Genomic DNA, 26,990 nt, shown 5'->3' on the forward strand with positions numbered 1-26,990 from the left:
GTAAAGCACCAAGCCTAGAAGATTACAAGGCAAAATTCTCAAATATACCAAAAGATGGATCAGTAGAAGTAAGCTTTAAAAAACAACCAGATTACGAAAAAGTAAGCGAAAGACCACAAAGAGTCTACCTACAATTCAAAGCGAAAAATACAAAAGAAGTAGGAGAAGCATACGTTATGGTAGTGGTGAAAAAAGCCGCTAAAAATGAAAAACCACAAACAAAAGAAGAAATAGAAGTAGACCAAAAAGTAATCGATACAAGCCTTATGGAATCAAACGGACAAAAATGGGTAGAGGGTCAGTCAATAAGACCAGCCACAGTAACAAGTCTTTTAGATGGTGCAAATATACTTCCAGAAATAGAAGGTTTGCCAAAAGGTTTGAAATTCGACGGAAAAACCATAACAGGAACTCCAGAAAGAAGTGATGAGGGATGGCCAGCAGATGGAAGTGGTTTTAAAACAATCAAACTAAAATTCAAGGCAGAAAAAGGAGATAAGATTTTAGTAAGAACAGTTGAATATTGGTTGTACAGAGATAAAGACAGAGATGGCATATCTGATGATGAAGATATAGATCAAGGTGAAAAATTCACACCGATAAGCTCAAATAGACAGCCAATAATAGTAGAAGGCAAAGCCCCAAGCCTAGAAGATTACAAAGCAAAATTCTCAAATATACCAAAAGATGGCTCAGTAGAAGTAAGCTTTAAAAAAGAGCCAGACTATAGCAAGGTAAGCGACAGGCCACAAAGAGTCTACCTACAATTTAAATCAAAATATTCAAAAGAAGTAGGAGAAGCCTATGTGATGGTTATAGTAAAAAAGGCTGTTAAAAAAGAAAACAAAGAAGTTAGATCTTTGAATCAAAAAACTAAAAAGAAAAAGGAAGAAATTAAGGAAAATTCTATTAAAAAAACAAAAGAAAAAAATTCTAATAGTCAACCTGTAGATAATAAAAAAGACACTAAGGAGAATGAATCAAACGATAAGTCTAATAATAAAGAGTTAGAAGAATCTGAAAAGGAATCTAATCTTGGAAATACTCAAAATCCAGAAAATTCTCACTTGCCTCCTTTGGAAATTAAAAAAGAGTCTCCTGTAATGGAAGATGAAAATGACTCTGATAAAAAAGTTCAATAGTTTTAATATATAGAAAGGAGAAAGGTATGAATTTAATTACTGGAATACTATTTACTATAATTTTTTACGGATTAACTGCCAAATTTATCAAAAAACGACCTGTAATATTTTATGTAGGTGTGTATGTTTGGACATGTTTTGTAGTTTATTATTATAATATGGGTTTTGATAGAAATTTCCCAGCTTGGTTTAATGAATATTTCATGAAGATATTTTCAAGGGGGATATTTGCTACAGCGACTTTTATGATAGTAATGTTTTTAGGAACTGTTACAAAGCACAATGATTTTTCAAAAAAATTGATGGCCATTCGTGGGGAAATATCTATAATAGCAAGTATATTGGTTTTCAGCCACAATATAATATTTGGCTTACACTATTTCCCAATCCTATTTACAAATCCTAGTTCTATGCCTACAAGACAATTAATTGCATCAATAATAACAATATTTTTATTGTTGATGCTAATTCCTCTTTTTGTAACTTCTTTTAAGACAGTACGTCGTAAAATGAAGGCTAAAAGTTGGAAAAATTTACAAAAAATGGCCTACCCATTTTTTATAGGCATATATATTCACGTTATGGTACTATATTCTGCTAATGTGAAGGATAATATATTAGGGATAGTTTTATATACTATCATATATGCATCTTATATATTATTAAGATTGAGAAAAAGAAATATGAAAATTCAAAGGGCATCAGCCAAATAAAATAAAAAATTCCTCTTAATGAATTATTTTCATTTTGAGGAATTTTTTTATTTGAAATTAAATTTTACTTGGCGCTTAATGAAAATTCTGTAATTTTTTCAAAGTTTCCATCACTTTCTTTGCCGGAATTTTCATTTATTTTTGAACGGCTTAGGGTAAAATTAATTTTTCTTCCGTCTTTTATTTCATCTAGGCTTAGGTCTGAGTAATCTTTGTTGTAGATAAAAGTTGTTGAATTTTCATCTGCAACTCTTTCATCTAAAGAAATTTTATTTCCTTTTTCGTCAACTCCTTTTAGTTCATAAACATAGGCTTTATCGAGATTTTTTATTGTTGCTGTAAGGGTCATTGGATTTATTTTCATTAATGAAATCGTAGCGTTTGTTCCTTTTATTTTTAAATTTTCAGCGAAAATTTTGTTGTCTTTATTTATTGTATTCATTGGAGATTCTATTGAAATTATTTGGCTTTTATTTTTGTCTGCGAAATATAAATCTACCTTCGCCTTATCTTTTTTTGGAAAAGATTTATCAAAATTTATCATAAGATTTTCTGAGGATGTTTTTTTATCTTCTAATAAGCCTTCGCCTCCTGATGAGCCCATAGCTTTATAAGTTTTTCCATCAACTACCACCTTATACAAATATGAATTGTTTTTTGAAGTTTCCTCTAAATTTTCTCCATTTCTTAAGGTATTTATAAAAATTTTATTATCTTCAAAGGCTATATTTCCGATTACAAATGAATCTTCTCCAACTGTTACTGGTTTATTAATTTCTGCCATATATTTGTAGGAATCAGGACTTGCACCAAAGGCCTCCATCATAGTTACTTTTATGTCTGTTGTAAATTTTGAAACTTCGGCTTTTACAACTGGAATATTAAGTCCAGCTACTAGGATTAATGCAGCTGCTATTGGCAAAAATTTTTTTGATTTTTTATTTTTTTTGTAGGATTTTGCAGTTTTTATTAATTTTTCTTTTTCAAAATCGTTTAAATCGATTTTTTCAATTTCAAAATCCATATCATTTATTTTGTCATAGATATTTTTCATAATTTGCTCCTTAAAGTTTTTTTGGCACGGCTAACTTTGTTGTAGAGTCTGTCTTTTGGGATTTTTGTAATTTTTTCTAAATCATCGTAGGAATATCCTTCTATAAATAATTTTTTGAAAATCTCCCTGTCTTTTTTTGACAACATTTTAAGAATTTTTTCACTTTCATCATAATTTTCCAAATTTTTATCATAAATAAAACCTGAAATATCATCAAGGTCAAGACAGTCGTGTTTTGCTTCTTTTCTAATTGCGTCAATTGCCTTGTATTTGGCAACTCCTGCACACCAATTTTTAAAAGATGACCTAGTAGGATCATAAGAATTTATATTATCCCAAATTCCAAGGAGAGCATCATTTAAAATTTCATCTAAAATATTTCTCCTATTTCCTATGGTTTTTACAATAACTCCCTTTAATATAGGTCCATAAAGGTTAATGAATTCAATTAAATATTTTTCATCTTTGTTTTTAATTCCGTTTATTAAAATTTTATCATCCATTATTTCCTCCTTTGCCTATATATTCGTATAAGCTTGAGCAAATCTATCCTTACTTTAAATTATATCTTTAAATTATTACAAAAAACCACCTCGATTTTATCGAGATGGTTTGTATGTCTTAAAATTTTATTCAAACAAAAGATTAATATCAAAATCTTTTTCTATCATTTTATTATCTAACATAAATTTCTTAGTTCTTTCGAATCCCTCTTTATCTTTGTCTGTGATTTTTGTTGAAAAATCATACATTGGGAACATATAATCATAGGCCTTATCGTCAAGGTCTAGTTCTTTTTTTACTATTTCTTTTGTTTGGTCTTTGTCATCTTCCATAAATTTAGAAATTTCAGCTTGGGCATCATTTAGGGCCTTTATAACATCTGGGTGGTCTTTGGCAAATTTTTCTGAGCTTGCTACACAAATTATGGCATCGATTAAGTTTTCGCCGTTTGTAACTTCATGTAGTCCACTTTCTTTTGCCTTATAAGCTGCAGGTCCTCCCAAAAGTGCCACGTCCAAATTTCCTGAATCTATGGCAGCTGCGGCATCTGGAATTGACATGTTTGAAAATTCTACGTCCTTTTCGCTCATTTTATCTTTTTCTAAGTATGCCAAAAGTTCTTGGTGGAGGTTGGTTCCTGCAGGGCCTCCAATTTTTTTGCCCTTTAAATCTTTAGGACTTTTTATAGAATCATCTTTAGAAAAAAGTGAAAAGGCCTTTGGAGCTCTTGAATACATATTTAAAACTTTTATATCTTGGCCGTTTGCCTTGGCAAGAATTGCAGAAGATCCTCCCAAAGCATATAAAACATCAACATCCCCACTTGCAAGGGCTGCTGTTTGGTCAGCTCCACTTGTGATTTCCTTGTAATTGATTTTTACGCCTGGTAGGTGTTTTTTGAAAATTTCCTTATTTTTTTCAATTATTGATGGAACATTTAAGGGTGCTGTTACGTATGTTATGTTTAATTCGTCGATTGATAATTTTTCATTACTTTGTGATGTTTGATTTGAAATATTTTCATTTGAATTATTTTCTTTATTATCCTTGTTTGAGCAAGCAGTAATTGCAAAAACTAGGGCAAAAAGTGATAAAATTTTTAATAATTTATTTTTCATTTTCTTCTCCTATTATTTTTTTAAATTTATTTCTCAAAATTTCCTTGGAGAATTTCTTATCTTCAAGGTCAAAATCAGAAACAATTTTTCCTTTTTTCATAATTATAAGTCTTTGGCCCACATTGAGGGCTTCTTCTAGGTCATGACTTACAAATAAAAAACCGGATTTTTTGATTTTCATATAATTAATTAACTCTACTTCTAATTTTTCCTTTGTAATTTCATCCAAAGATGCAAAGGGTTCGTCTAAAAGCATAAAATCATTTGGAAAAATTAGGGCTCGGGCAAGGGAAACTCTTGCCTTCATTCCTCCAGAAAGTTGGGAAGGATAGGCTTTTTCAAATCCCTCAAGGCCCATTATTTTTATCCATTTTTGGCAAAGTTTTGGGTCATCGTTTGAAAATTTTATATTTTCTTCTATATTTTTCCAAGCTAAAAGTCTTGGATTTTGGAAAACAAAGGAAGTTTTAACCTTATTTTTTAAAATTTCCCCTTGGTCAATTTCCAAAAGCCCCCCAATTATCCTAAGTAGTGTAGACTTTCCACAGCCTGAAGGGCCAATCAAGACATTTCTTTTCTTAATATCAAGATTTAGGCTTAAATTATCCAGGGCCTTGATTTTTTTATCGTCAATTTCATAGATTTTTGAAAGATTAGATAGATTTATACCAGTCATTTTTCAAATCTCCTTTCAAAAATAAGCTTGCAAATTTAACAAAAATCTTATCAGATACCATGCCTATAAAGCCAATTACCAAAATTCCCACTATAACCTTGTCAGTCCTTGACATAAGCCTTGAAAAATTAATCAAATATCCTAAGCCCTTGGATGCAGCAAGCATTTCTGCAGCAATAATGGACCTGTAGGCATAGCCAAGACCAATCCTTGCTCCCACAAAAATATCCTTTAAGCTTGAAGGAAGTACGATTTTTGTAAAAATTTCCCTATCATTATAAGAAAAGGCCCTGCCCATTTCTACCATATCCTTATCAGCCTCCATAAAACCTTTTTGAATATTCAAAAAAATCGGGAAAAAAGATGCCATAAAAACTATGGAAATCTTGCTAAATTCACCAATCCCAACCCACAAAATCAAAAGAGGAACCAGACCTAGGGGAGGAATATTTTTTAAAAAATCTAAAATATTTGAAAAATATGGGAAAATATCAGCTTTTAAATAAAATATCAAAGCTAAAATAAAAGAAAGGATAAAAGCCAAAAAATATCCCACCAAAACCCTATAAAGTGAAGCTAAGATATTTTCAAAAATCGACCCATCATAAACCATAGCAAGGAAAGTTTGAAAAACTTTGTAAGGCCCAGGCAGGTAAATTGGTGAAAAAATCCCCATTTTATAAATGATTTGCCAAATAATAAGAATTGCGAAAAAAACTAGAAAATTTTTCCACAATTTGTAAGTAAAGCTAAATTTTTTCATAAAAACCCCCTAACATTCTATCAGAAAATGAGAAGGTTTATCAATTATTTGCAAAATAAAATTCTTATTTCCAAATTCTTTAAGCTAGAGTTTATATCAAGGAAGAAATTTCTTATAATAGCAAAGTAAATAAAGAGATCTCTCGACTGAGCTCGAGATGGGTTAATGATAAATTTTTTTAATGGCTAAAGGAAAAAATAATTTTTAAATATAAAAACATAAACTTTAGTAATTAAAGTTAATTTAGCAATCACCCATCTCGACCTTGTGGAGAGATCTCTTTTATTAAATTTATATAGGATTAAGGTCATTTCTAGAAGTATTTTTGCCTCAAATATCAGCATTAAATCTTCATTTGTAAACACTAAAAAAGACAGGGATTAACCTGTCTTTTGCTTCGATTATTCAAACTTTAAAGAATTTATAATATTATCATTTAAAAGTCTGGTCTTATTTGTATTTTTTAAAGGCCCTGTAAGGATTATATTTACATAATAATTTTCAGTTTCAAAGGCTATCTTCTCGCCTTCTTTTGTAAATTGCTCTGTATAAATTCTAACTTTTGATTTCATAAACAACTTATCATGGACCATCTCTTCTTTGACCTCTCCCATTGGACTTATAAAGGCTGGTGGGATTTTACTTCCTTGGCTTAGAGCAAAGGACTTAGCTAAATCAAGGTCCTTGTCTTTTTTTATTTTTGAAATTAAAACTTGGTTTACGGTTTTTCCAGAAACTTGGCTTTCATAAAGTGTAAGGGATTCGCTATCTTGTACATTTTTCATATTAGCAGGTAGGTTAAGAGAAAATTCTCCCATATCAACTTTTTCTGTGGCATAAAGGTCTATATTTTTCTCAAAATTTTTAAAAGATTTTGCCACCATATCCACATCCTCACTTTCAGGATAGGTTGTTGATAATAAATCTGTCATTATGTAAGGAGATGATGATGATTTTTCCTTATCTTCAACAATTTGAAATTCTAAAATATTTGTAGGTGTTGCCATAAAAATATTTGTGTAGGAAAATTTACTATCCTCAATTATAGAATAGGAGATTTTCTTATAGTCACTTTCAAGAAGAATAGGTTTTTGAACCACATTTGCATTTTTAATTGAAGAATTGTAAGTTTCTTTGTCAGCTATAGTATAAAGCTCATCCTTAATTTCAGCTTCAGATTTTTCCCCATCTTCAAATAATTTTTTAACATTGATTTCAATATCATATTGGTCATTTTTTGGAAAATCTATTACATATCCCTCGTCTTTTGAAAAAACCATACATCTCTTTGGTATCCTTATATTAAAGGCAGAAAGAGAAATATTTTTATCATAATCAAGATTTTCTAATTCATCTTTTGTATAAGGATCTTTGGGATCACTTGAAACATCATTAGGATAATCACCAAGCATCCTATCAATAACAATAGAATCATCCCTTACAAAACCTTCCATATTATCGTGCTTGTAAACTAATCTTTTTTCCTTTTTATTTTCATTAGAAGAACTTGAAATTTTATTATCTTTTATACTGGTATTATTGCTATTTATTTTTCCTTCATTCTTAGTACAAGATGAAAAAATTAAAATAAATAAAAAAATCAAAAACTTTTTCATATTAACTCCAAAAATTATTTTACCTATTGATTATATCATAAATCTTTAAAAATTAAATAAAAAAAGTCTTTAAAAAAAATCAACTTCTTGGTATTATAAATCATAGGAAATGGTTTTACTATTTTATTAAAAGGAGAAAAAATGAATAGAGATTTAGGTATCAACTTATGTAGGGTAACGGAAGCTGCAGCCCTTGCAAGTGGGAAATATTTGGGAAAAGGAAAGAAAAACGATTCTGACAATATTGCAGTAGACCAAATGAGGGCCATGTTCAATTATTTGGGCATAAATGGAAGGGTTGTAATTGGAGAAGGTGAAATTGACGAGGCTCCTATGTTATACATTGGAGAAGAAATTGGTCGTATGGACCAAGATGACTTGGTAGATATAGCTGTTGATCCCATAGATGGAACAGCATCCCTTGCAAATGGAACAATAAATTCGATTTCAGTAATTGCCGTTGCACCAGAAGGATGTTTATTAAATGCACCAGATGTTTATATGAACAAAATTGCCACAGGTAGCAGGGCAAAAGGCGTAATAGATATAAATAAATCAACCAAAGAAAATATAGAAAATGTAGCCAAGGCCCTAAATAAAAAAGTATCAGATATAACAGTTTCAGTTTTGAACAGGCCAAGACATGAAAAATTAATAGAAGAAATAAGAGATGCTGGGGCAAGAATTTCTATGGTTGAAGATGGAGATGTCTTAACAGCCATAGCCACAGAATTATCCGATGGAAAAATTGATTTAATAATGGGAATAGGTGGGGCCCCAGAAGGAGTAATAGCTGCCGCAGCCTTAAAATGTTTAGGAGGAGACTTCCAAGGGGTATTTGCCCCATCAGATTCAAAGCAAGTAAAAAGATGCCTAAAAATGGGAGTGGATTTTGACAAAGTTTACACCATAGATGATTTGGTAAAAGGAGATGACGTATTATTTGCAGCAACAGGAATCACAGACAGTAGCTTTTTAAAAGGAGTATCCTATATGAAAAATAATATGGCCAAAACCCAATCCCTTTTATTAAGACTTCCTTCAGGAACAATAAGATTTATAGATTCTGTCCACAAACTTGACCAAAAATTAGACCAAAAATAAGGACAAAAAAGCTATAAAAATAAAAATAATAAGGATAGCTTTTAAAATAAATTGAGATTTTTTTGGGATTAACTTAGCCTTACTTAAAAAAAATAAGCTAATAATCCCTAAAAAAATACATGAAATATTTGATAAGAAAAAATTTCTAATCAAAAGATGGATAAGGCTTACCATTAAATATGTAAGTAAAAATAGGTAAAAAAATTTTTTACTATTTTTTAAATTATTTGAATTGTTGAAAGCTTGCATAAAAATTCCTTTCTGATAATGATAATAATTATCACTCATATTATACAAAATTAGAGAATTTTTTGTCAATGCTTACATAAAAATAATAAGATTTCAAAATATAATAAAAGAGAAAATTTAAATATTTTTATTAAAAATGATTGTGATAAAGATAAGTAAGTTTTTTAAATTTTCTATAAATATTGAAGAAATTGGGTAGAATATATTTATATGGTCAATATGTTATAATTATACTGTATATAGTAGGAGGTGAAGGATGGCAAGTGATGTAATTAACCAAGTTAAGGATGCAGAAATTGCTGCTGACAAACTTGTAGACGATGCCAAAAAAAGTGCCAAAGAAATGATTGAATCAGCTAAAGCTGAAGCTTCAAAGGCCTACAAAGAAAAAATAGAAAAGGCAAAAAAAGATGGTCAAAATTTAATTGACAAGGCAAAAAAAGAAGCAGAAGATGAAAAAATGCCCCTTATCCAAAAGGCAAAAGATGAAAGCCAAGATATTTTAAAGCAAGATGAGGGAAAAATTGATTCACTTTTAACTTCTTTAACAGAAAGGATTGTAAATAATGGCGATAGTTAAAATGGATAAGTTTAATCTTTTCTCTTTTGAAAATAATAGAACAAGCCTTCTAGATATTTTACAAAAGTTTAACTATGTTCATTTTAACGATTTAAAGGTCGATGATGGGGAAGATTACCTAAGAAAGGTAAAAAACCAAGACAGGCTTACAAGAATTGATGAAAAAAGATCAAAACTAGAATATGCCATTAATTCTATAGAAAAATTTCTAGATGATGATGAGAAAAATTCTATAGAAAAAAAGGATATGAGCCTTGATCTTTTATACCAAGAAGGTAATAATTTTAGGTTTGACGAAATATATCCTCTCCTAAAAGAACAATTGGATTTGAGAGAAAAAAGTCAGGAAAGAATCAAATCTTTAAAGGCTTCAAATGAAGAGTTGGAAGTGTTTAAAGACCTTGATGTGGATATTAAATCTATAGAAGACTCTCACAGATTTTTCGTAGAAGTAGGATCAATAGCCGACCAATTTTATAAGGATTTTGATACAGATTTTGTAAAAAAAGACTTCAAAACAGCTATGGTTATAGATCTTAATAAAAAGGAAAGCCTAAATTATGTAATTGCCATATCAAGTCTTGAAGAAAAGGATGAATTTAGAGAATTTCTAAGAGACCATGGTTTTTCAAAAGCCAATATCAAGACCCATAAGAAAGTTAGTGAAAAAATAGCTTTAAATTTAGAAGAGATTGAAAAACAAGAAAAAAATCTAAAAGAAAGCGAGGCAAAAATCAAAGAGAACAAAAAATTCTTACCAGATTTTTACCTTTACCAAGCTTATTTAGATAATTTAAGAAGAAAAGAAGCAAGTAGCGAATATTTCCTAAAAACAAAAAGATTAGACCTTGTTGAAGGCTACATTCCTCACAAATTAAAGGATAAATTTAATAGTGATTTGAAGGAAGTTTTGGGAGATGATTTTGTACTTGATTTAAAAGAAGCAGACAAAGATGACCCAGATGTTCCAATAATCCTTGATAATAACAAGCTTATTGAACCTTATGAATCAGTAGTAGAAACTTATTCTCTACCAAAATATAACGAAGTTGACCCAACCTTATTGGTTTCAATTTTTTATACAATATTTACAGGTTTTATGCTTGGAGATTTGGGTTATGGATTAATACTTTTTATTGGAACAATTTTACTTAGAAAATATAAAGATTTACCAGAGTCAACTGACAAAATGGCAAGACTTTTTACAAGGGTAGGACTTTCAGGCTGTGTATTTGGATTAATATTTGGTTCATTTTTTGGAGGAATTATTCCTCTTCCAGGACTAATTGATACACAAAAAGATTTCAACACCCTAATGGTAATTTCATTAATTATTGGTGGAATTTCACTTTTTACAGCCCTTGGCGTAAAAGGATACATGGAAATTCGAGATGGAAATCCACTAGGAGCCTTGTTTGATGTTATGCTATGGTATATGGCAGTAGGAGGAGCAATAGCCCTTTACTTACTTGATGGTTCAGGTAAAAATATTGCCAAGATAATAATGATAATAGGTATGGTAGGCATAGTCCTTACTGGAGGACGTGAAAATAAATCAATTGGAGGAAAGGCTGCTGGAGGATTATATTCTCTATATGGTATGAGTTCTTGGATTGGAGATTTCGTATCATTTTTAAGACTTATGGCCCTTGTTCTTTCAGGAGGATTTGTAGCTTATTCAGTAAACTTGATTGTAGGAATGCTATGGCCTGCAGGGATTTTAGGAAAGATAGGAGCTGTTATAGTTTTTGTAATTTTCCAATTATTTAACCTATTCCTATCAACCCTATCAGCATATGTTCACTCTTTAAGACTTGTTTATGTAGAAATGTTTAACAAGTTTTATGAAGGTGGCGGCAAGAAATTTAGACAGATGATAGAAAACAGTAAATTTATAAATATAATCACAGGAGGATACAATGGTTGATTTTTTAGTTCAAAACGGTGGAAACATAATGGGAGCAGTAGCTGTTGCTATAGCAGTATTCTTATCAGGTATGGGATCTGCAAAAGGAACAGGAATGACAGGAGAAGCAGCTGCAGGTTTAACTGTAGAAGAACCTCAAAAATTTGGTAAAGCACTTGTACTACAACTTTTACCAGGTACACAAGGACTTTACGGATTTGTAATTGGATTTATGATTTTAGGAAAATTGGGTGGAGACCTTAACTTCCAACAAGGACTTTATTATATATTTGCAGCACTTCCAATTGGAGTAGTAGGATATTTCTCAGCAGTAGCCCAAGCAAAAGTTGCAGTATCAGGTATGAATATTCTAGCTAAAAACGAAGATAATTTCGTACAAGGTATAGTTTACGCAGTAATGGTTGAGTTATATGCAATCCTAGGATTTGTAATTTCCCTACTTCTAGTAAACAATATATAAGGCTTTATTATGAACAATCTTGATTTATTATTAGATGGAATAAAAGATGATGGCCAAAAAGAAGCCGATCACATCCTATCTAATGGTCAAAAAAGAAAAGAAGAAATAATAAAAGAATCAGAAGAAAAAGCCCAAAAAGAAGTTTCAAAAATTATAGAAAATGCCCAAAAAGAAGCAAAGAGAATAAAAGAAAACTCAAAAGTAACTGCAGACAGACAGGCAAGAGATATAAAAATTGGAGCAAAAAACCAAGTTGTAGAAGATGTTTTGGAAAAATTAGTAAAAAAATTAGAAAAATTAGGTCCAAACTCATACAAAGCCTTTGTTTTGAATAGACTAAAAGATTCAAAAATTGAAAAAGGAGAAATTCTTCTACAAAAAGATATGAAATACCACTTCAAAGGAGAAGACTTTAAGGGCCTTAAAATATCAGATGAATTTGTAGAAGGTGGCTTTGTAGTAAGGGATGGAAAAATTTCTTATGATAACACCTACAAGTCCTTGGTAAATTTCGAAAAAGATTCTTTAGAAAAAATTATAGTAGATGAAATATTTAAGTGAGGTGATTTAGGTGGATAGAGAAAAATTTATTCGAGCATCCATTACAACAAGAGTATATGAAAAAAATCTCCTTACTTCAGAAAATTTAAAAAGGATAATAGATACAGACAATCTAGAAGAGGCCTTATCATCATTAAATGATACAAAGTATGGTGAGCTTATACAAAAGCTAGAAAGAGCAGAAGATTATGAAAAAATCCTATCCCAAATGCTTTTAGATTCATACAAGGCTATGATAAAAGTAAGCCCTGATGAAAATTTGGTTCATTATTTGGAAGAAAAATATAATTTTCATAATTTAAAAACTCTAGTAAAAGAGCTAATTCAAGATGATGACTATAGCTCAATATATATAGATATAGGAAAAATTGACCTTGTAAAAATCAAAAGAAATCTAAAAGAAGATTTAACTGATAATGACAAGTACCTATCCTATGCCAAAAAAGCTCTAGACCTATATAAAGAAAATAAGGATCCTCAGGATATAGACTTATCCTTAGACAAAGATTTTTATGAAAAACTTCTAGAAGATAGTGAAAATCTAGACTATGAAAGTTTGATAAATTTCACCAAAGAAAGAATTGACCTAACAAACTTAAAAACACTTTTGAGAATAAAAGGTCAAGGTCAAAGTGTGGACTTATTAGAAAAAGCCCTAATAGATGGAGGAAATATCGACAAAAATCTCTTTAGAGATTCACTTAATGCCGACAAAAACTCCTATTCAAACCTATTTTTCAAAGAAAAAATTTACCCACAGGTAAAAAAATCTATGGAAGAAAATGATTTGAATAAAGCTATGCAAAAACTTGAAAAAGTAATAGACAATCACTTGATGGACTTTGCCAAAGAAAGTAAAAAAGTAAGCTATGGTCCAGAAGTTATTATGGGATATCTTATAAGTCGTGAAATGGAAATTAAAAATCTTAGAATTATCCTAACAGCCAAACTAAATTCACTTTCTCGTGAATTTATGGAAGAAAGGTTGCGTGATCTATATGTATAGGGTAGCCGTAATAGGAGATAAAGATTCAGTCCTAATGTTTAAAGCCTTGGGAGTTGATGTATATACAGCAGTTAATGGAGATATGGCTAAAAAACTTGTAAATAAACTTGCCAAAGAAGATGTTGGCATAATATTTATTACAGAAGATTTTGCAGCTAAAATCCAAGATACTATAGACAAATACAGAGAAGAAATGACTCCAGCAATTATACTTATACCATCCAACAAGGAAGATCTTGGACTTGGAATGGCAGATATAAACAAGAGTGTAGAAAAAGCTGTTGGAGCTAACATTTTGAACTAAAAGGAGACCAAATTTGAATAAAGGTAAAATCACAAAAGTATCAGGTCCACTTGTAGAAGCAAAGGGATTATCTGATGCTAATATCTATGATGTGGTCGAAGTTTCAAAAGATAAGCTCATCGGAGAAATTATCGAGATGAGAGGGGATGTTGCAAATATTCAAGTTTACGAAGAAACAACTGGAATAGGACCTGGGGATGAAGTAGTTTCCACAGGAAGCCCACTTTCAGTTGAACTTGGACCAGGACTACTTGAAAGAATGTATGATGGGATCCAAAGACCACTAGAAAAACTTGAATTATTGGCAGGAGAATTCCTAAAAAGAGGAGTTACAGCCCCACCACTAAATAGAGAAAAAAAATGGAAATTTAAAGCAGAAAAAGAAGTAGGAGACCAAGTAATTCCTGGAGATATCCTAGGAAGTGTTGATGAAACTTCAGTAATTAACCATAAAATCATGGTTCCAAATGGAGTAAAGGGAAAAGTTAAAGAAATAAAGGATGGAGAATTTACAGTTGATCAAACAGTTGCTGTAATTGAAACAGAAAATGGCGATAAAGAAGTAAATATGATTCAAAAATGGCCAGTAAGAACTCCAAGACCATTTAATAGAAAACTTGACCCAGACACACCACTTATAACAGGACAAAGGGTAATTGATACTTTCTTCCCAGTTGCAAAAGGAGGAGCTGCATCAATACCAGGACCATTTGGTTCAGGAAAAACAGTTATCCAACACCAAATTGCAAAATATGCTGATGCTGATGTTGTAATTTATGTAGGTTGTGGAGAACGTGGAAACGAAATGACAGATGTACTTGATGAATTTCCAGAGCTAATAGATCCAAAAACTGGCGAATCTATCATGAAAAGAACTGTACTTATAGCGAACACATCAAACATGCCAGTAGCAGCCAGAGAAGCCAGTGTTTATACAGGAATCACCTTGGCAGAATATTACAGAGATATGGGATATTCAGTTGCCCTAATGGCAGATTCTACATCAAGATGGGCAGAAGCTCTTCGTGAGATGAGTGGACGTTTGGAAGAGATGCCAGGAGACGAAGGATTCCCAGCATATCTTGCAAGTCGTATAGCAGATTTTTACGAAAGAAGTGGAAAAGTTATAGTAAATGGACAAGTGGAAAAAGAAGGATCACTTTCAGTTATAGGAGCAGTTTCTCCTCCAGGTGGAGACTTATCAGAACCTGTTACCCAATCAACCCTACGTATAGTAAAAGTATTCTGGGGACTTGATTATGACCTATCTTACCAAAGACACTTCCCAGCTATAAACTGGTTAAATTCTTACTCACTTTACCAAGATAAGATGGATTCATATATAGATAAGACCGTTGATGAAAAATTCTCAAAAAATAGGATGAGAGCAATGAGTCTTCTTCAACAAGAATCATCCCTACAAGAAATTGTAAGACTAATCGGTCGTGATGGCTTAAGTGATGATGATAAGTTAAAACTTGATGTAACAAAGTCACTAAGAGAAGATTTCTTGCAACAAAATGCCTTCCATGAAACAGATGCCTTCTGTCCAATGGAAAAACAAGATTTAATGCTTGATACAATTCTTTATTTCTACGATAAAAGTCTAGAAGCCTTATCTGATGGGGCAAATCTTGATGAACTTGAAGAACTTGAAGTAAAAGAAAAAATTACAAGATTAAAATTAATAAAAGATGAAAACTTGGAAGAATTTGACCAAGTTAAAAAACAAATCGACAAAGAATGCAAAGAAGCTGTAGCAAAGGGGGAGGATGAATAATGCTAAAAGAATATAAAAGCGTATCAGAAGTAGTTGGACCCCTAATGCTTGTAGAAGATGTTAGTGGAGTTAACTTTGAAGAGCTTGTAGATATAGAACTTCAAACAGGAGAAAGAAGAAGGGGAAGAGTTATAGAAGTTGATGAAAACAACGCTGTAGTTCAACTTTTCGAAGGATCTTCTGGAATTAACTTAAAATCAACATCTGTAAGATTTTTAGGAAGACCACTTGAGCTTGGTGTAAGCGAAGATATGATAGGAAGAACTTTTGACGGACTTGGAAGACCAATCGATGATGGCCCATCAATAATTCCTGATGAAAAAAGAGATGTAAACGGAATTGCAATAAATCCTGTAAGCCGTGATTACCCGTCAGAATTTATCCAAACAGGTGTATCAACAATTGATGGCTTAAATACCCTTGTTCGTGGACAAAAACTTCCAATATTTTCAGGATCAGGACTTCCACACAACAAATTTGCAGCCCAAATTGCAAGACAAGCAAAAGTTTTAAATGATAGCGAAGACTTTGCTGTAGTTTTTGCCGCTATAGGAATTACTTTTGAAGAAGCTCAATTTTTCAGACAAGACTTTGAAAAAACAGGAGCTTTGGATAGGTCAGTAATGTTTATAAACCTTGCAGATGACCCTGCAATTGAACGTTTATCAACACCCAAAATGGCCCTTACAGCAGCAGAATATTTGGCATTTGAAAAAGGCATGCAAGTTTTGGTAATAATGACAGATATGACAAACTACGCAGAGGCCCTTCGTGAGGTTTCAGCAGCTAGAAAAGAAGTTCCAGGTCGTCGTGGATATCCAGGATATCTTTATACAGACCTTGCTACTTTATATGAAAGGGCTGGAAAATTAAAAGGAAAACCAGGTACTATTACCCAAATTCCTATTTTAACCATGCCAGAAAATGATATAACCCACCCAATCCCAGACTTGACAGGATATATTACAGAAGGACAAATTATTCTTTCAAATGAATTGTATAACCAAGGTGTCCAACCACCAGTTTCAATTCTTCCATCCCTATCAAGACTTAAAGATAAGGGAATTGGTGAGGGAAAAACTAGAGAAGACCATGCTGATACCATGAACCAAATTTATGCAGCATACGCATCAGGAGTTGATGCAAGAGAGCTTCAAAAAATCCTTGGAGATTCTGCCCTATCAAAAGCAGACCTTGCCTTTGCAGAATTTGCAAAAAGATTTGAAGAAGAATATATAAATCAAGGTTTCTACACAAATAGAACTATAGAAGATACCCTAAATCTTGGTTGGGAATTATTAAAAATTATACCAAAATCTGAACTTAAGAGAATCGATGACGAATTAATCGATAAATATTTGGATAAAGACGAAAACATAAAGGAGTCTTAGGCTATGGCAAGGCTTAATGTAACTCCAACCAGGATGAATTTAAATACCCTAAAGAAAAGACTTGCTACATCAAAAAGAGGATATAAACTTTTAAAAGATAAGCAAGATGAGCTAATGAGACAATTTCTTGAAAAAATCAGAGAGAATAAAAGACTTCGTGAAGAAGTTGAGGCTGATTTAAAAGAATCATCAAAAGGATTTTTGATGGCGTCATCTTTTATGAGCCCAGAATTTTTACAAGAAGCAGTTAGTTTTCCAACACAAAAAATTGGGGTAGATATAAAGGTAAAAAATGTCATGAGTGTAAGAATTCCTCAAATGGAATTTAAAATTGACAAGGGTGGAAATGAAAATGCCTCTATGTATCCTTATGGTCTTGCCCAAACATCAGCTGATTTGGACCTTGCTATAAAAGGATTAAACAAGGTTATGGATAAACTTCTATCCTTGGCAGAGCTTGAAAAATCAACCCAACTTATGGCAGATGAAATTGAAGGAACAAGAAGAAGGGTAAACGCCCTAGAATATAGGACAATTCCAGATTTGGAAGAGACAATAAAATATATTAGAGCTAAGCTAGAAGAAAACGAAAGGGCAACTATCTCAAGACTAATGAAGGTAAAAGATATTATATCTGAAGCCTAGGTCTTGAAAAGAAAAAAATTCATAGTTTAGTAATAAGGATAAAAAGGACGTTTTTAAAGCGTCCTTTTAATACATAAATTAAAAAGGAGAAATGAATGGATACTGAAGGACCCTACTGGAAATTAAGAATTTTTTTGATAGTTTTGGCACTTATTTTTTTAAATGCCCTTATAAATATGATTTTTTCATCTTTAACTTCCATAAATCACCAAAAATTAAGGGATATGGTTGAAAATGGAGATGAGAAGGCCAAGGATGTTTTAAAAATATCCCAAGACCAACAAAGACTTATGCAAAGTCAAAATTTTCAAGATGCAGTCTTGTCTATAATTACCATTACCTATCTTTTGTTAAATATAAAGGATTCTTTGGCAATATTTTTGAATAGGGAATCTGATTTTATGCAACTTGTGATTATGGTTTTTATGGTGGTATTATTTGTAGTTTTTAAAAGAATTTTTGCAAATATGATCCCCCAAAGAATAGGCATTAGAAATCCTTATACAATTTCTAAAAAAACTGCTGGATTTGCAAAATTTATCTTGTTTTTGACCAAGCCTTTTGTAAATATTATTAATAAGGTAACCAACCTAATTATGAATATTTTTGGCATAGAGTCTAAGGCTATTGAAAAAGAAGTTACAGCAGAGCAAATTAAATCAATTGTCCAAGTTGGAGAAGACCAGGGGGTTTTAAGGCCTTTGGAGTCAAAAATGATAAATTCGATTATGGAATTTGATGATGTATGGGCTGAGGAGATAATGACAGCAAGGCCTGAAGTATTTATGATTGACATAAAGGATAGGGATAGGAAATATTTGGATGAATTTATAAAATTAAAACATTCAAGAATCCCGGTCTATGATGAAGAAGTTGATAATATTTTAGGAATAATTTATACCAAAGACTATCTTCTAGAGGCAATAGATGTTGGAATTGCTAGTGTTGATATTAGAAAATTAATAAAACCTGCATTTTTCGTGCCAGAGAAGATTGAAACTGACAAATTATTTTCCCAAATGCAAAAAGACCACACCCATATGGCAATTTTGATTGATGAATACGGTGGATTTTCTGGACTTGTAACCATGGAAGACTTGGTTGAAGAAATTGTTGGTGATATGGATGATACTTTTGACAAGGACCTTCCAGATATTAGGACTTCAACAAAGGGATCTTATATAGTAAAGGGTTCAACTTCCATTAAGGACTTAAATGATATTTTAGGTCTTGATATAGATGAAGAAAACGACCAATACGATACAGTTGGTGGTTTTATAATCGATAAATTAGGCTTTATCCCAGATGATGATTGCGACCAAACTGTAATCTATAAGGATTACGAATTTAAAATCCTCTATATAGAAGAAACTAGGATAAAAATTGTAAGAATAAAAAAGGTTAATCAGTCCGATCAAAATTTGGATGAAAATAGTAAAAATAAAGAAAAAAACACTACTAATTAATACATAGTGTGTCAGACTGTTGACAAACTAAAAATTTGACCATTTCGACCGAATGTAGTGAGTGGAGAAATCTCATGAGATCTCTCCATGCGTTCGTTTCACTCGCTTAGTCGAGATGGTACGTATCTTGATTTTTATTTTAAAATAAAATATTATCTACATTCGTACTTTGTCCATGCTCTGACACTACTAATTAATACATAGTAGTGTTTTTTCTTTATTCTAAAATATTAACTCCCATAGTTTTTTGGTATTTTTCTAGATAATTCATTGAGCCTTCTAGGTAGTAAATATTTTCTAAGCCTTCTTTTTGTAAATTATTTACTACAGTTTTTGCCCTCCTGCCGCTTTGGCAATAGATTAGGTATTTGTTTTTGTTTTTGAAATAATCAGGATTAATTTTTGCCACTGGTATATTTATGGCATTTTCTATGTGAGATTTTTCAAATTCTTCTTTTTCTCTTACATCAACTATGATAAATTCATCTTTTTTCTCTTGAAGTTTTGGAATTTCAATATTTTTGATTTTTCCTTCAAAAATATCTATAGCCTGGCTTGCAAGGGTGTTTAGGGCATCTTCTGGGGTTGAATAAATTGGTTGGTAGGATATTTCTGTATCATACAGGTCATAAATATCTGCTCCCATGCCAATTAATCCTGCCACTATATCAACTCTTTTTACTATATCACCCTCTCCTACTGCTTGAAAACCGTAAATTTTTCCTGTGTAGGGATCAAAGGAAATTTTCATATTCATAGGTTTTGAATATGGGAGAATATTTACTGAATCATTGTGGGTGATTAGGGTTGATTTGTAGGGGATTTTTGCCATATCTAATTGCTTTTTGCTAAGACCTGTTGAAGCCACGTTCATATCAAATGATCTTAGGGCAAAAGAACCTATAAATGATGGGGATTTTTGTCCCAGTCCCTTTATGTGTTTTGCCACAAATTTCGCCTGCCTGTGAGCTGGCCAGGCTAGGTTTAATTTTGCCTTGGTTTTTGTAAGTGGGTTATATACTTCAATTACATCTCCAATGGCATAAATATCTGGGTCATTTGTTTTTAAGTTTCTGTCGGTTTCTATTGCGCCAGATTTTGTAAGTTTAAGGCCTGATTCTTTTGCAATTTTTGAATTTGGCCTTACCCCAATTGCATTTATCAAGACATCGTATGATTTTTCTTTTCCACTTTTAAATATTAATTTTTGGTCGTCTACTTTTACTATTTCATCATTTTTTATTAAATTTATATGTTTTGAAATATTTTCTTCAACAAATCCTGCAAGTTCTTCGTCAATATTTCCCAAAACTCTTGTTCTTACTACAAGAGAGATATCAAGGTCAAGTTCCTTCAAATTTTCTGCACTTTCAATTCCAATAAAACCTGCCCCATTAACTATAATTTTTTTTGCATTATGATCTTTGATATATTTTCTGATATTTTCAACATCAACTACATTTTCAACCTTAAAGACATTTTCCCTTTCCTTATCCAAACCCTTAATAGAATCAGGTATAAAAGGAGATGCCCCTGTGGCTATAATCAATTTGTCGTAGGATTCTTTGTAGGTTTTATTTTCCCTTAAATCCTTAACTTCTACAAATTTTTCTTCCCTGTTTATTTTTACAACTTCTGAAAAATTTCTAGCGTCTATATTATTTTTTTTCTTAAATTCATCAGGCTTTCTTGCTATTAAATCTTCCCTATCTTCTACCATATAGGAAAGGTAGTAGGGAATTTCGCAATTTTTAAAAGATGTGTCCCTGCCTTTTTCTAATAAAATTATTTGATCTTCATCTGAAATTTTTCTTATATTAGTTGCGCAAGTTGCTCCTGCAGCAACTCCTCCGATTATTATTATTTTCATATTTCACCTCCCTATACTAATACCCATTCTTGATTAGTATTTGTAATTTATATATAATGAAAGTAGTAGACTTAAGATAAAGACTTATAATTTAGGAGAAAATATGAAAAATATAATGATAACAGGTGGGGCAGGATATATTGGCTCCCATATTGCTGTTGAACTTTTAGAAAAAGATTTTGATGTTATAATTTATGATAATTTATCAAATTCATCCCTTGAATCAATGAAAAGGGTTGAAAAAATTACAAATAAAAAATTGAAATTTTATAAGGCAGATGTGCTAGATGGGGATAAGTTAAGGGAAGTTTTAAAAGATGAAAAAATTGACCTAGTAATCCACTGTGCAGCCTTAAAAGCTGTTGGAGAAAGTGTAAAAAAACCTTTGGAATACTACCATAACAACCTTACAGGAACTTTGAGCCTTCTTTCAGCAATGAATGATACAGGGGTAAAAAATATTGTATTTTCATCATCTGCAACCGTTTATGGAGACCCAAAATCTTGTCCAATAACTGAAGATTTTCCAAAAGGAGCTTGCACAAACCCATATGGTTGGAGTAAGTCCATGATGGAGCAAATCATGACAGACTTATATATTTCAGATCATGAATGGAAAATAATACTTCTTAGGTATTTTAATCCAATAGGTGCCCACAAATCTGGCCTTATTGGGGAAGATCCAAAAGGTATTCCAAACAATTTGATCCCTTATATAACAGGGGTTGCTGTTGGAAAATATGATTATGTTCACGTATTTGGAGATGATTACGACACAGAAGATGGAACAGGAGTTAGGGATTATATTCACGTAGTAGACCTTGCCAAGGGCCATGTAAAGGCTATTGAGGCAATAGACAAACTTGATGGGGTTGAAATTTTTAATCTAGCAACAGGATCTGGATATTCTGTTCTTGAAATGATTAAGGCCTTTGAAAAGGCAAGTGGCAAAAAAATTGCCTACCAAATAGAAGAAAGGCGTGAAGGAGATATAGCAAAATGTTTTGCCTCTGCAAAAAAGGCAGAAGAAGTTCTTGGCTGGGTTTGTGAGAATGGACTTGATGAAATGTGCGAGGATTCTTGGAGATGGCAAAAAAATAATCCAAATGGATACGAGGGGGAATAATGACAACAAGTTTAGTAATTCTTGCAGCAGGAATCGGCTCAAGATATGGGGCAGGTGTTAAACAACTTGCCAAAATGGATGAGTATGGTCACACGATTATGGATTATTCAATCTATGATGCAAAAAAAGCTGGCTTTGACAAGGTGGTTTTTATAATAAGAGAAGAAATTGAAAAAGATTTTAAGGAAATTCTTGGAAAAAGAATTGAAAATATAATAGATGTGGAATATGCCTTCCAAAAAAATGAACTTCCTAAGGGATACCAAGTCCCAAAAGAAAGAAAAAAACCATGGGGGACAGTTCCAGCCATCCTTTCAGCCAAAGAATTTATAAATGAACCATTTTTGATAATAAATGCTGATGACTATTATGGACGAGAAGTCTTTGAATTAATGTATAAATATTTAAATGATCCCCACAACCTAGACCAAGATAAAATTCAAATTGCCATGGCAGGCTACAAATTAAAAAATACCCTATCAGATAACGGATCTGTAAACAGGGGAGTTTGCCTTGAAAATGAAAATCATGAGCTAATTAGCATAAAAGAAACCCATGCTATCGAAAATAAGGGTGGAAAAATTAAATCAGAAGAAAATCGTCCAGCAGATTTTTTAAACCTAGAATCTCTAGTTTCAATGAATGTATGGGCATCTTTCCCAAATTTTATTCAAATAAGTGAAAGATATTTTGAAAAATATTTGGAAAAAAATAAGGATAATTTGATGAAGGCCGAATATATATTAGCTGATATGGTAGAAGAATTATTGGAAGATAAAAAAGCAAGAGTTAAGGTAATTCCAACTGATGATCAGTGGATTGGAATCACCTACAAAGAAGATTTGAAACCAGCCCAAGAAGAATTTAAAAAAATGTTTGAAAAGGAAATATATTCACCAAATTTATGGGAAGAAAAATAAATTTAAAAATTTAGTCCTATAAAGAGAAATATTAGTAAAAAAAATTGACTAGATAATAAAAACTTGTTATAATTCATGTATAAATATACGACAGAAAAGCCCGGAAATTTTTCTGGGCTTTTATTTATAAGGGAGGTTTTATGTTAAATTTTGCACACAGGGGATTTAAGTCCAAATACCCCGAAAACACCATGCTTGCCTTTAAAAAAGCTTACGAGGCAAAAGCTGACGGAATAGAGCTAGATGCTCACTTGTCAAAAGATGGAGAGCTTGTAATTATCCACGATGAAAATTTATTAAGAACTTGTGGAGTGGACGGACTTGTGAAAGATTTTTCCCTAAAAGATCTTAAAAAGCTAAATGCAGCTGTGGGATATGAGGGTTTAAATGAGGAAATTCCAACTTTAAGGGAGTATTTTGATTTTGTAAAAGATACAAATTTAATTACAAATATTGAAATTAAAAATGGAGTAATTCAATACGAGGGAATTGAGGAGAAATTATACCAAATGATAAAAGAATATGATTTATTTGATAAGGTAATTATTTCTTCATTTAACCACGAATCTGTTCTTAGGATGAAGGAAATCGATAAGAATTTGAAATATGCCTTTTTGGAGGAGTCTGTTTTAGTAAATCCTATCAAATATTTAAAGGAAAATGCAATTTCTTGTTTCCACCCTCTAATAAATACTATTGATGAAAATTTGTTAGAAGAATTTTCCAAAGAAGGAATAGAGGTAAATGCTTGGCTTTCATCAAAACTTTCTTATAATTTGAAAGATTGTCTAGGTATGGATTTAGATGGAATCATAAGCGATTTTCCTGATGAAGTTGGTGAATTATTAAAAAATAAATAGGAGATATTATGGAAAATTTGGAATTATTTTTAGATAAGGTTAATAAAATATTGTGGGGAAATTGGCTGGTATTTGTGCTTTTAACTTTGGGAATTATATATTCAATTGCTACAAATTTTGTACAAGTTAGGCATTTTAAATATATAATGCACAATACCTTGGTAAAAAGTTTTAAGGAAAGAAATGTTGAAAAAAGAGAAGGATCCTTATCAACCTTCCAAGCCATGATGGTTACTCTGGCTGGAAATATTGGTGGAGGAAATGTAGTAGGAGTTGCTACAGCAATAGTTGCCGGTGGATATGGGGCGATTTTTTGGATGTGGCTTGCTGCCTTTTTTGGTATGGCCTTAAAATATGGGGAAATTATCCTATCACAATTGTACAGGGGTGAAGATGAAGATGGAAATATTTTATCAGGACCTATGTATTACATAAGAGATGGGCTAAAGGCACCAGCTCTAGGTGTAGTTATAGCAGTATTGATGACTATAAAAATGATGGGGGCAAACCTTGTTCAATCAAATACTATAGCGACAATTCTTTCAGATAATTTTAACTTTAATAGCCTTTTGACAGGAATTATTTTAACAATTTTACTATTTATGATAGCAGTAGGTGGCTTAAAAAGATTGGCAAGAGTTGCTACAAGCCTAGTACCTATTATGTCTATACTTTATCTTGTATTATGTCTTTTAGTAATTATTGTAAATATAAAAAATGTTCCCCTAGTATTTAAGGCAATTTTTGAAGGAGCATTTTCATTTAAGGCAGCAGCTGGTGGAGCTGGTGGCTTAGTTATAGCAAGGTCTATGCAATATGGTATAGCAAGAGGAATGTATTCAAATGAAGCCGGTGAAGGAACAGCACCTTTTGCTCACGGAACTGCAATTGTAGATCATCCAGTAGAAGAAGGAATCACAGGAGTTACAGAAGTATTTTTAGATACAATAATAATTTGTTCACTAACAGCTATAACAATTGGAGTTTCACAAATACCCCTTGATGGAGAAAGTATTCAAGCATCAAGCATGGCAATTCACGCTATAGGAACAGTTTATAAACCACTTTCATACCTTGCTATGTTTGCCCTTTTAATATTTTGCTTTACAACCTTGATGGGACAATGGTTTAATGCTGCCAAATCTTTTACTTATGCTTATGGAGAAAAATTTACAGAAAAAGTTAAATATGTTTATCCTTTCCTTTGCATAGTAGGATGTCTTGGGAAAATAAGCTTAGTTTGGACAATACAAGATATAGCAATGGGACTTGTAATAATTCCAAATATACTAGCCCTTTTAGTCTTGGTTAAAAAAGTTAGAGAACAAACAAAAGATTTTTTTGAAAATAAGTAGGAATATATGGAAAACTTAAGATTTATAGAAATACTTGTTGCAAGATTATTTTTATCTTGTTTTATTGGTGTTATGATAGGTCTTGAGAGAGAATTTAAAGGGAAATTTGCAGGAATAAGGACCCATACCATAGTGGCACTGGGTTCTGCTCTTGCAATGATAGTTTCTAAATATGGTTTTTTCGATTCAAGTCGTTACGATGCCCAAAGAATAGCAGCCCAAGTTGTATCTGGTATAGGATTTTTGGGCGGTGGATTAATATTTATAAAAAAAGATTACATATCAGGCCTTACAACAGCAGCAGGAATATGGACAACTGCCATAATAGGCATGAGCATAGGAGCTGGTATGTATGCAGTAGGAATAACATCAAGTCTAGTTATACTTTTACTCCAACTATTTTTTAATGAAGATAATGGCTTATTTAAATTTATGAAAAAACCCTATACCCTAGATATAGTTCTTGATGGACCTGAAAGTATAGAAAAAATAAATAAATATTTAAAATCTCAAAATATAAAATTTGTAGAAAAATCTATTAATTATAAAGAAGACAAATTAACCCTTGAACTTCAGTATCACAACAAAAATGAAGAAGAGCTGATAGGAATAATTGATTTTTTAAGGGAAAATAAGAGGGTTTTTAAATTTAGCCTAGACTAAAAAGCTCTAGAAAATTTTAATGCTAAGTAGAAAAAATAAAATCGACCTTAGCTTAAAAAACTTCTTAAAATTATTATAAAAATTAAAGAAAAGCGTAGAATTAATACAATAATCACCCATATCGAGCCGATAAATATGCCTTGATTTGGCATATTTATCCCTAAAACTAGTGCAGATTTATAACCGTTGATTTCGGTTATAAATCCTGAAAACTAGTGCGTGAGCACGGAAGAATTTACCTAGTAAATGAGTTTTCATGAGCACGGAAAAATTTGCGAAGCAAATGGGTTTTTTTGTTTTGGTTTTTTAAAATTTTTTTAATTTTAAATTTTTTTCAAAATCCCTTATAATGTTAATAATAATATGAAAAGAAAGAAATGGGTATGTTATGGTTATTAATAGGTATATAATTTTTTATTTTTTATTTGCCCTTTTGGGTTGGGTTTGGGAGAGCATTTATTGCACATCTCAAAGTCAAAAATGGCAAAATAGGGGATTTTTGTATGGGCCCTTATGCCCGATTTATGGTTTTGGTTCAATCTTTGCCCTTTTTGCTTATGATTTAGTAAATAAAGGGAGTTTGGAAAAGCTTTCAATTCCACAAATTTTTATTGTGGGCTTTATTGTATCAATGGTTTTGGAATATCCAACTTCATATATTTTGGAGAAATTATTTCACGCTAGGTGGTGGGATTATTCGGATGTTCCTTTGAACTTAAATGGAAGAACTTCAGTTCCAACATCTATTGGTTTTGGACTTGCTGCTATTTTGGTAATGGATTATTTGATACCAAAGGCTGAAAGTTTTTATTATCTTTTGCCAGAGATTTTAATAATTATTTTGCCCTTTATTCTTATAGGAATCCATTCATCAGATATAACCCTCACAGTTGTCAACTTGACTAATTTCCAAAAGAAATTAGATGAAATTGAGGAAAATTTCCAAGAAAAAATGACCCAAAGAGTGGATAATTTTTATAAAAGAAAGAAATCTTTCAATCCAAAGGCGATAAGAAGGGTAGTTTCCTTTAGGATGAGCAAAAAGAGAAATCAAATTGCTGAAAAAATTATAAGGGGAATTGAAAGAATTGAAGATCAAAGAAAATAATATTAAAAAAAATCCTGCTAAGGCAGGAT

25 protein-coding genes and 1 pseudogene are annotated in these 26,990 nt (G+C 31.6%); 19 read left to right on the top strand and 7 right to left on the bottom strand.

All coding sequences use genetic code 11. The features are described from left to right. Together CJ192_RS07420 and CJ192_RS07425 are read left to right on the top strand one after the other, a co-directional pair. Positions 1–1,142: pseudogene (locus CJ192_RS07420) on the top strand (FMN-binding protein); the annotation flags it as partial. 26 nt (positions 1,143–1,168) lie between these two features. Continuing rightward, positions 1,169–1,855: a ferric reductase-like transmembrane domain-containing protein gene (locus tag CJ192_RS07425; RefSeq protein WP_102198336.1), complete on the top strand. Its 687-nt coding sequence runs from the start codon at positions 1,169–1,171 to the stop codon at positions 1,853–1,855. Positions 1,856–1,919: 64 nt separating this feature from the next. Here the strand turns inward: CJ192_RS07425 and CJ192_RS07430 are convergent, their stop codons facing one another. From CJ192_RS07430 to CJ192_RS07455, 6 genes are all read right to left on the bottom strand, one after another. Beyond that, entirely contained in the window at positions 1,920–2,909 is a 990-nt protein-coding gene (locus CJ192_RS07430) for a hypothetical protein (RefSeq protein ID WP_102198337.1), read from the bottom strand. After that, the gene (locus CJ192_RS07435; protein ID WP_102198338.1) at positions 2,906–3,412 is read right to left on the bottom strand and encodes a sigma-70 family RNA polymerase sigma factor; all 507 of its coding nucleotides are present in this window, start codon (positions 3,410–3,412) and stop codon (positions 2,906–2,908) included. The genes CJ192_RS07430 and CJ192_RS07435 overlap by 4 nt, the downstream gene beginning before the upstream one ends. A gap of 126 nt (positions 3,413–3,538) precedes the next feature. After that, the gene (locus CJ192_RS07440; RefSeq protein WP_102198339.1) at positions 3,539–4,531 is read right to left on the bottom strand and encodes an ABC transporter substrate-binding protein; all 993 of its coding nucleotides are present in this window, start codon (positions 4,529–4,531) and stop codon (positions 3,539–3,541) included. Beyond that, positions 4,521–5,207: an ABC transporter ATP-binding protein gene (locus tag CJ192_RS07445; RefSeq protein ID WP_102198340.1), complete on the bottom strand. Its 687-nt coding sequence runs from the start codon at positions 5,205–5,207 to the stop codon at positions 4,521–4,523. The genes CJ192_RS07440 and CJ192_RS07445 overlap by 11 nt, the downstream gene beginning before the upstream one ends. After that, positions 5,185–5,970 carry an ABC transporter permease gene (locus CJ192_RS07450; RefSeq protein WP_004817593.1) on the bottom strand — a complete coding sequence of 262 codons (786 nt, stop codon included), beginning with the start codon at positions 5,968–5,970 and terminating at the stop codon, positions 5,185–5,187. The genes CJ192_RS07445 and CJ192_RS07450 overlap by 23 nt, the downstream gene beginning before the upstream one ends. A 401-nt stretch (positions 5,971–6,371) precedes the next feature. After that, positions 6,372–7,586 (bottom strand): hypothetical protein, encoded by a 1,215-nt coding sequence (locus CJ192_RS07455; protein WP_004817638.1) that lies wholly within the window; start codon positions 7,584–7,586, stop codon positions 6,372–6,374. A 141-nt stretch (positions 7,587–7,727) separates the two neighbouring features. On the opposite strand from CJ192_RS07455, the gene glpX reads away from it, so the two are divergent. The 11 genes from glpX to CJ192_RS07515 all read left to right on the top strand — a co-directional run bounded on the left by glpX (position 7,728) and on the right by CJ192_RS07515 (position 19,059). Next, positions 7,728–8,690 (top strand): class II fructose-bisphosphatase, encoded by a 963-nt coding sequence (glpX, locus tag CJ192_RS07460; protein ID WP_004817507.1) that lies wholly within the window; start codon positions 7,728–7,730, stop codon positions 8,688–8,690. Positions 8,691–9,195: 505 nt separating this feature from the next. Further along, positions 9,196–9,519: a V-type ATP synthase subunit H gene (locus tag CJ192_RS07470; RefSeq protein WP_004817634.1), complete on the top strand. Its 324-nt coding sequence runs from the start codon at positions 9,196–9,198 to the stop codon at positions 9,517–9,519. Then, the gene (locus tag CJ192_RS07475; protein ID WP_004817524.1) at positions 9,506–11,446 is read left to right on the top strand and encodes a V-type ATP synthase subunit I; all 1,941 of its coding nucleotides are present in this window, start codon (positions 9,506–9,508) and stop codon (positions 11,444–11,446) included. The genes CJ192_RS07470 and CJ192_RS07475 overlap by 14 nt, the downstream gene beginning before the upstream one ends. Next, complete coding sequence (locus CJ192_RS07480; RefSeq protein ID WP_004817574.1) at positions 11,439–11,906, top strand: V-type ATP synthase subunit K; 468 nt, start codon at positions 11,439–11,441, stop codon at positions 11,904–11,906. Before CJ192_RS07475 ends, CJ192_RS07480 begins: the two co-directional genes overlap by 8 nt. Before the next feature lie 9 nt (positions 11,907–11,915). Continuing rightward, positions 11,916–12,467 carry a V-type ATP synthase subunit E gene (locus CJ192_RS07485; protein WP_004817512.1) on the top strand — a complete coding sequence of 184 codons (552 nt, stop codon included), beginning with the start codon at positions 11,916–11,918 and terminating at the stop codon, positions 12,465–12,467. Between the two features lie 10 nt (positions 12,468–12,477). Beyond that, a complete protein-coding gene (locus CJ192_RS07490; RefSeq protein WP_004817569.1) occupies positions 12,478–13,473 on the top strand; it encodes a V-type ATP synthase subunit C in 996 nt (331 codons plus the stop codon). Then, entirely contained in the window at positions 13,466–13,777 is a 312-nt protein-coding gene (locus tag CJ192_RS07495) for a V-type ATP synthase subunit F (protein WP_004815843.1), read from the top strand. Before CJ192_RS07490 ends, CJ192_RS07495 begins: the two co-directional genes overlap by 8 nt. 13 nt (positions 13,778–13,790) lie before the next feature. Continuing rightward, on the top strand, positions 13,791–15,557 hold the full coding sequence (locus CJ192_RS07500; protein WP_004817616.1) for a V-type ATP synthase subunit A: 1,767 nt from the start codon (positions 13,791–13,793) through the stop codon (positions 15,555–15,557). After that, the gene (locus CJ192_RS07505) at positions 15,557–16,948 is read left to right on the top strand and encodes a V-type ATP synthase subunit B (protein WP_004817544.1); all 1,392 of its coding nucleotides are present in this window, start codon (positions 15,557–15,559) and stop codon (positions 16,946–16,948) included. The genes CJ192_RS07500 and CJ192_RS07505 overlap by 1 nt, the downstream gene beginning before the upstream one ends. Positions 16,949–16,951: 3 nt before the next feature. Beyond that, positions 16,952–17,593, top strand: a complete 642-nt coding sequence (locus CJ192_RS07510) for a V-type ATP synthase subunit D (RefSeq protein ID WP_102198341.1) — start codon at positions 16,952–16,954, stop codon at positions 17,591–17,593. Positions 17,594–17,688: 95 nt separating this feature from the next. Continuing rightward, positions 17,689–19,059 carry a hemolysin family protein gene (locus tag CJ192_RS07515; protein WP_102198342.1) on the top strand — a complete coding sequence of 457 codons (1,371 nt, stop codon included), beginning with the start codon at positions 17,689–17,691 and terminating at the stop codon, positions 19,057–19,059. A 217-nt stretch (positions 19,060–19,276) separates the two neighbouring features. Here CJ192_RS07515 and CJ192_RS07520 read toward each other — a convergent pair whose 3' ends face one another. After that, entirely contained in the window at positions 19,277–20,929 is a 1,653-nt protein-coding gene (locus CJ192_RS07520) for an FAD-dependent oxidoreductase (protein WP_102198343.1), read from the bottom strand. Between the two features lie 103 nt (positions 20,930–21,032). Between CJ192_RS07520 and galE the strand changes: the two genes are divergently transcribed. The 6 genes from galE to CJ192_RS07550 all read left to right on the top strand — a co-directional run bounded on the left by galE (position 21,033) and on the right by CJ192_RS07550 (position 26,961). Further along, positions 21,033–22,055, top strand: a complete 1,023-nt coding sequence (gene galE, locus CJ192_RS07525) for a UDP-glucose 4-epimerase GalE (protein ID WP_102198344.1) — start codon at positions 21,033–21,035, stop codon at positions 22,053–22,055. Next, positions 22,055–22,975: a sugar phosphate nucleotidyltransferase gene (locus tag CJ192_RS07530; protein ID WP_102198345.1), complete on the top strand. Its 921-nt coding sequence runs from the start codon at positions 22,055–22,057 to the stop codon at positions 22,973–22,975. Before galE ends, CJ192_RS07530 begins: the two co-directional genes overlap by 1 nt. Positions 22,976–23,115: 140 nt before the next feature. Then, positions 23,116–23,835 (top strand): glycerophosphodiester phosphodiesterase, encoded by a 720-nt coding sequence (locus CJ192_RS07535; protein ID WP_102198346.1) that lies wholly within the window; start codon positions 23,116–23,118, stop codon positions 23,833–23,835. A gap of 8 nt (positions 23,836–23,843) precedes the next feature. Continuing rightward, positions 23,844–25,190 carry an alanine/glycine:cation symporter family protein gene (locus tag CJ192_RS07540; protein ID WP_102198347.1) on the top strand — a complete coding sequence of 449 codons (1,347 nt, stop codon included), beginning with the start codon at positions 23,844–23,846 and terminating at the stop codon, positions 25,188–25,190. A gap of 6 nt (positions 25,191–25,196) precedes the next feature. Further along, complete coding sequence (locus tag CJ192_RS07545; RefSeq protein ID WP_102198348.1) at positions 25,197–25,853, top strand: MgtC/SapB family protein; 657 nt, start codon at positions 25,197–25,199, stop codon at positions 25,851–25,853. Positions 25,854–26,241: 388 nt separating this feature from the next. Beyond that, complete coding sequence (locus tag CJ192_RS07550) at positions 26,242–26,961, top strand: putative ABC transporter permease (protein ID WP_102198349.1); 720 nt, start codon at positions 26,242–26,244, stop codon at positions 26,959–26,961. Positions 26,962–26,990 lie beyond the last annotated feature (29 nt).

It is taken from the genome of Anaerococcus hydrogenalis (assembly GCF_002871895.1).
GTDB lineage: Bacteria > Bacillota > Clostridia > Tissierellales > Peptoniphilaceae > Anaerococcus > Anaerococcus hydrogenalis.

Coding starts and splice junctions, on each gene's coding strand:
- CJ192_RS07425 (WP_102198336.1), top strand. CDS start 1,169: ATGAATTTAATTACTGGAATACTATTTACTATAATTTTTTACGGATTA.
- CJ192_RS07430 (WP_102198337.1), bottom strand. CDS start 2,909: ATGAAAAATATCTATGACAAAATAAATGATATGGATTTTGAAATTGAA.
- CJ192_RS07435 (WP_102198338.1), bottom strand. CDS start 3,412: ATGGATGATAAAATTTTAATAAACGGAATTAAAAACAAAGATGAAAAA.
- CJ192_RS07440 (WP_102198339.1), bottom strand. CDS start 4,531: ATGAAAAATAAATTATTAAAAATTTTATCACTTTTTGCCCTAGTTTTT.
- CJ192_RS07445 (WP_102198340.1), bottom strand. CDS start 5,207: ATGACTGGTATAAATCTATCTAATCTTTCAAAAATCTATGAAATTGAC.
- CJ192_RS07450 (WP_004817593.1), bottom strand. CDS start 5,970: ATGAAAAAATTTAGCTTTACTTACAAATTGTGGAAAAATTTTCTAGTT.
- CJ192_RS07455 (WP_004817638.1), bottom strand. CDS start 7,586: ATGAAAAAGTTTTTGATTTTTTTATTTATTTTAATTTTTTCATCTTGT.
- glpX (WP_004817507.1), top strand. CDS start 7,728: ATGAATAGAGATTTAGGTATCAACTTATGTAGGGTAACGGAAGCTGCA.
- CJ192_RS07470 (WP_004817634.1), top strand. CDS start 9,196: ATGGCAAGTGATGTAATTAACCAAGTTAAGGATGCAGAAATTGCTGCT.
- CJ192_RS07475 (WP_004817524.1), top strand. CDS start 9,506: ATGGCGATAGTTAAAATGGATAAGTTTAATCTTTTCTCTTTTGAAAAT.
- CJ192_RS07480 (WP_004817574.1), top strand. CDS start 11,439: ATGGTTGATTTTTTAGTTCAAAACGGTGGAAACATAATGGGAGCAGTA.
- CJ192_RS07485 (WP_004817512.1), top strand. CDS start 11,916: ATGAACAATCTTGATTTATTATTAGATGGAATAAAAGATGATGGCCAA.
- CJ192_RS07495 (WP_004815843.1), top strand. CDS start 13,466: ATGTATAGGGTAGCCGTAATAGGAGATAAAGATTCAGTCCTAATGTTT.
- CJ192_RS07505 (WP_004817544.1), top strand. CDS start 15,557: ATGCTAAAAGAATATAAAAGCGTATCAGAAGTAGTTGGACCCCTAATG.
- CJ192_RS07510 (WP_102198341.1), top strand. CDS start 16,952: ATGGCAAGGCTTAATGTAACTCCAACCAGGATGAATTTAAATACCCTA.
- CJ192_RS07515 (WP_102198342.1), top strand. CDS start 17,689: ATGGATACTGAAGGACCCTACTGGAAATTAAGAATTTTTTTGATAGTT.
- CJ192_RS07520 (WP_102198343.1), bottom strand. CDS start 20,929: ATGAAAATAATAATAATCGGAGGAGTTGCTGCAGGAGCAACTTGCGCA.
- galE (WP_102198344.1), top strand. CDS start 21,033: ATGAAAAATATAATGATAACAGGTGGGGCAGGATATATTGGCTCCCAT.
- CJ192_RS07530 (WP_102198345.1), top strand. CDS start 22,055: ATGACAACAAGTTTAGTAATTCTTGCAGCAGGAATCGGCTCAAGATAT.
- CJ192_RS07535 (WP_102198346.1), top strand. CDS start 23,116: ATGTTAAATTTTGCACACAGGGGATTTAAGTCCAAATACCCCGAAAAC.
- CJ192_RS07540 (WP_102198347.1), top strand. CDS start 23,844: ATGGAAAATTTGGAATTATTTTTAGATAAGGTTAATAAAATATTGTGG.
- CJ192_RS07545 (WP_102198348.1), top strand. CDS start 25,197: ATGGAAAACTTAAGATTTATAGAAATACTTGTTGCAAGATTATTTTTA.
- CJ192_RS07550 (WP_102198349.1), top strand. CDS start 26,242: ATGGTTATTAATAGGTATATAATTTTTTATTTTTTATTTGCCCTTTTG.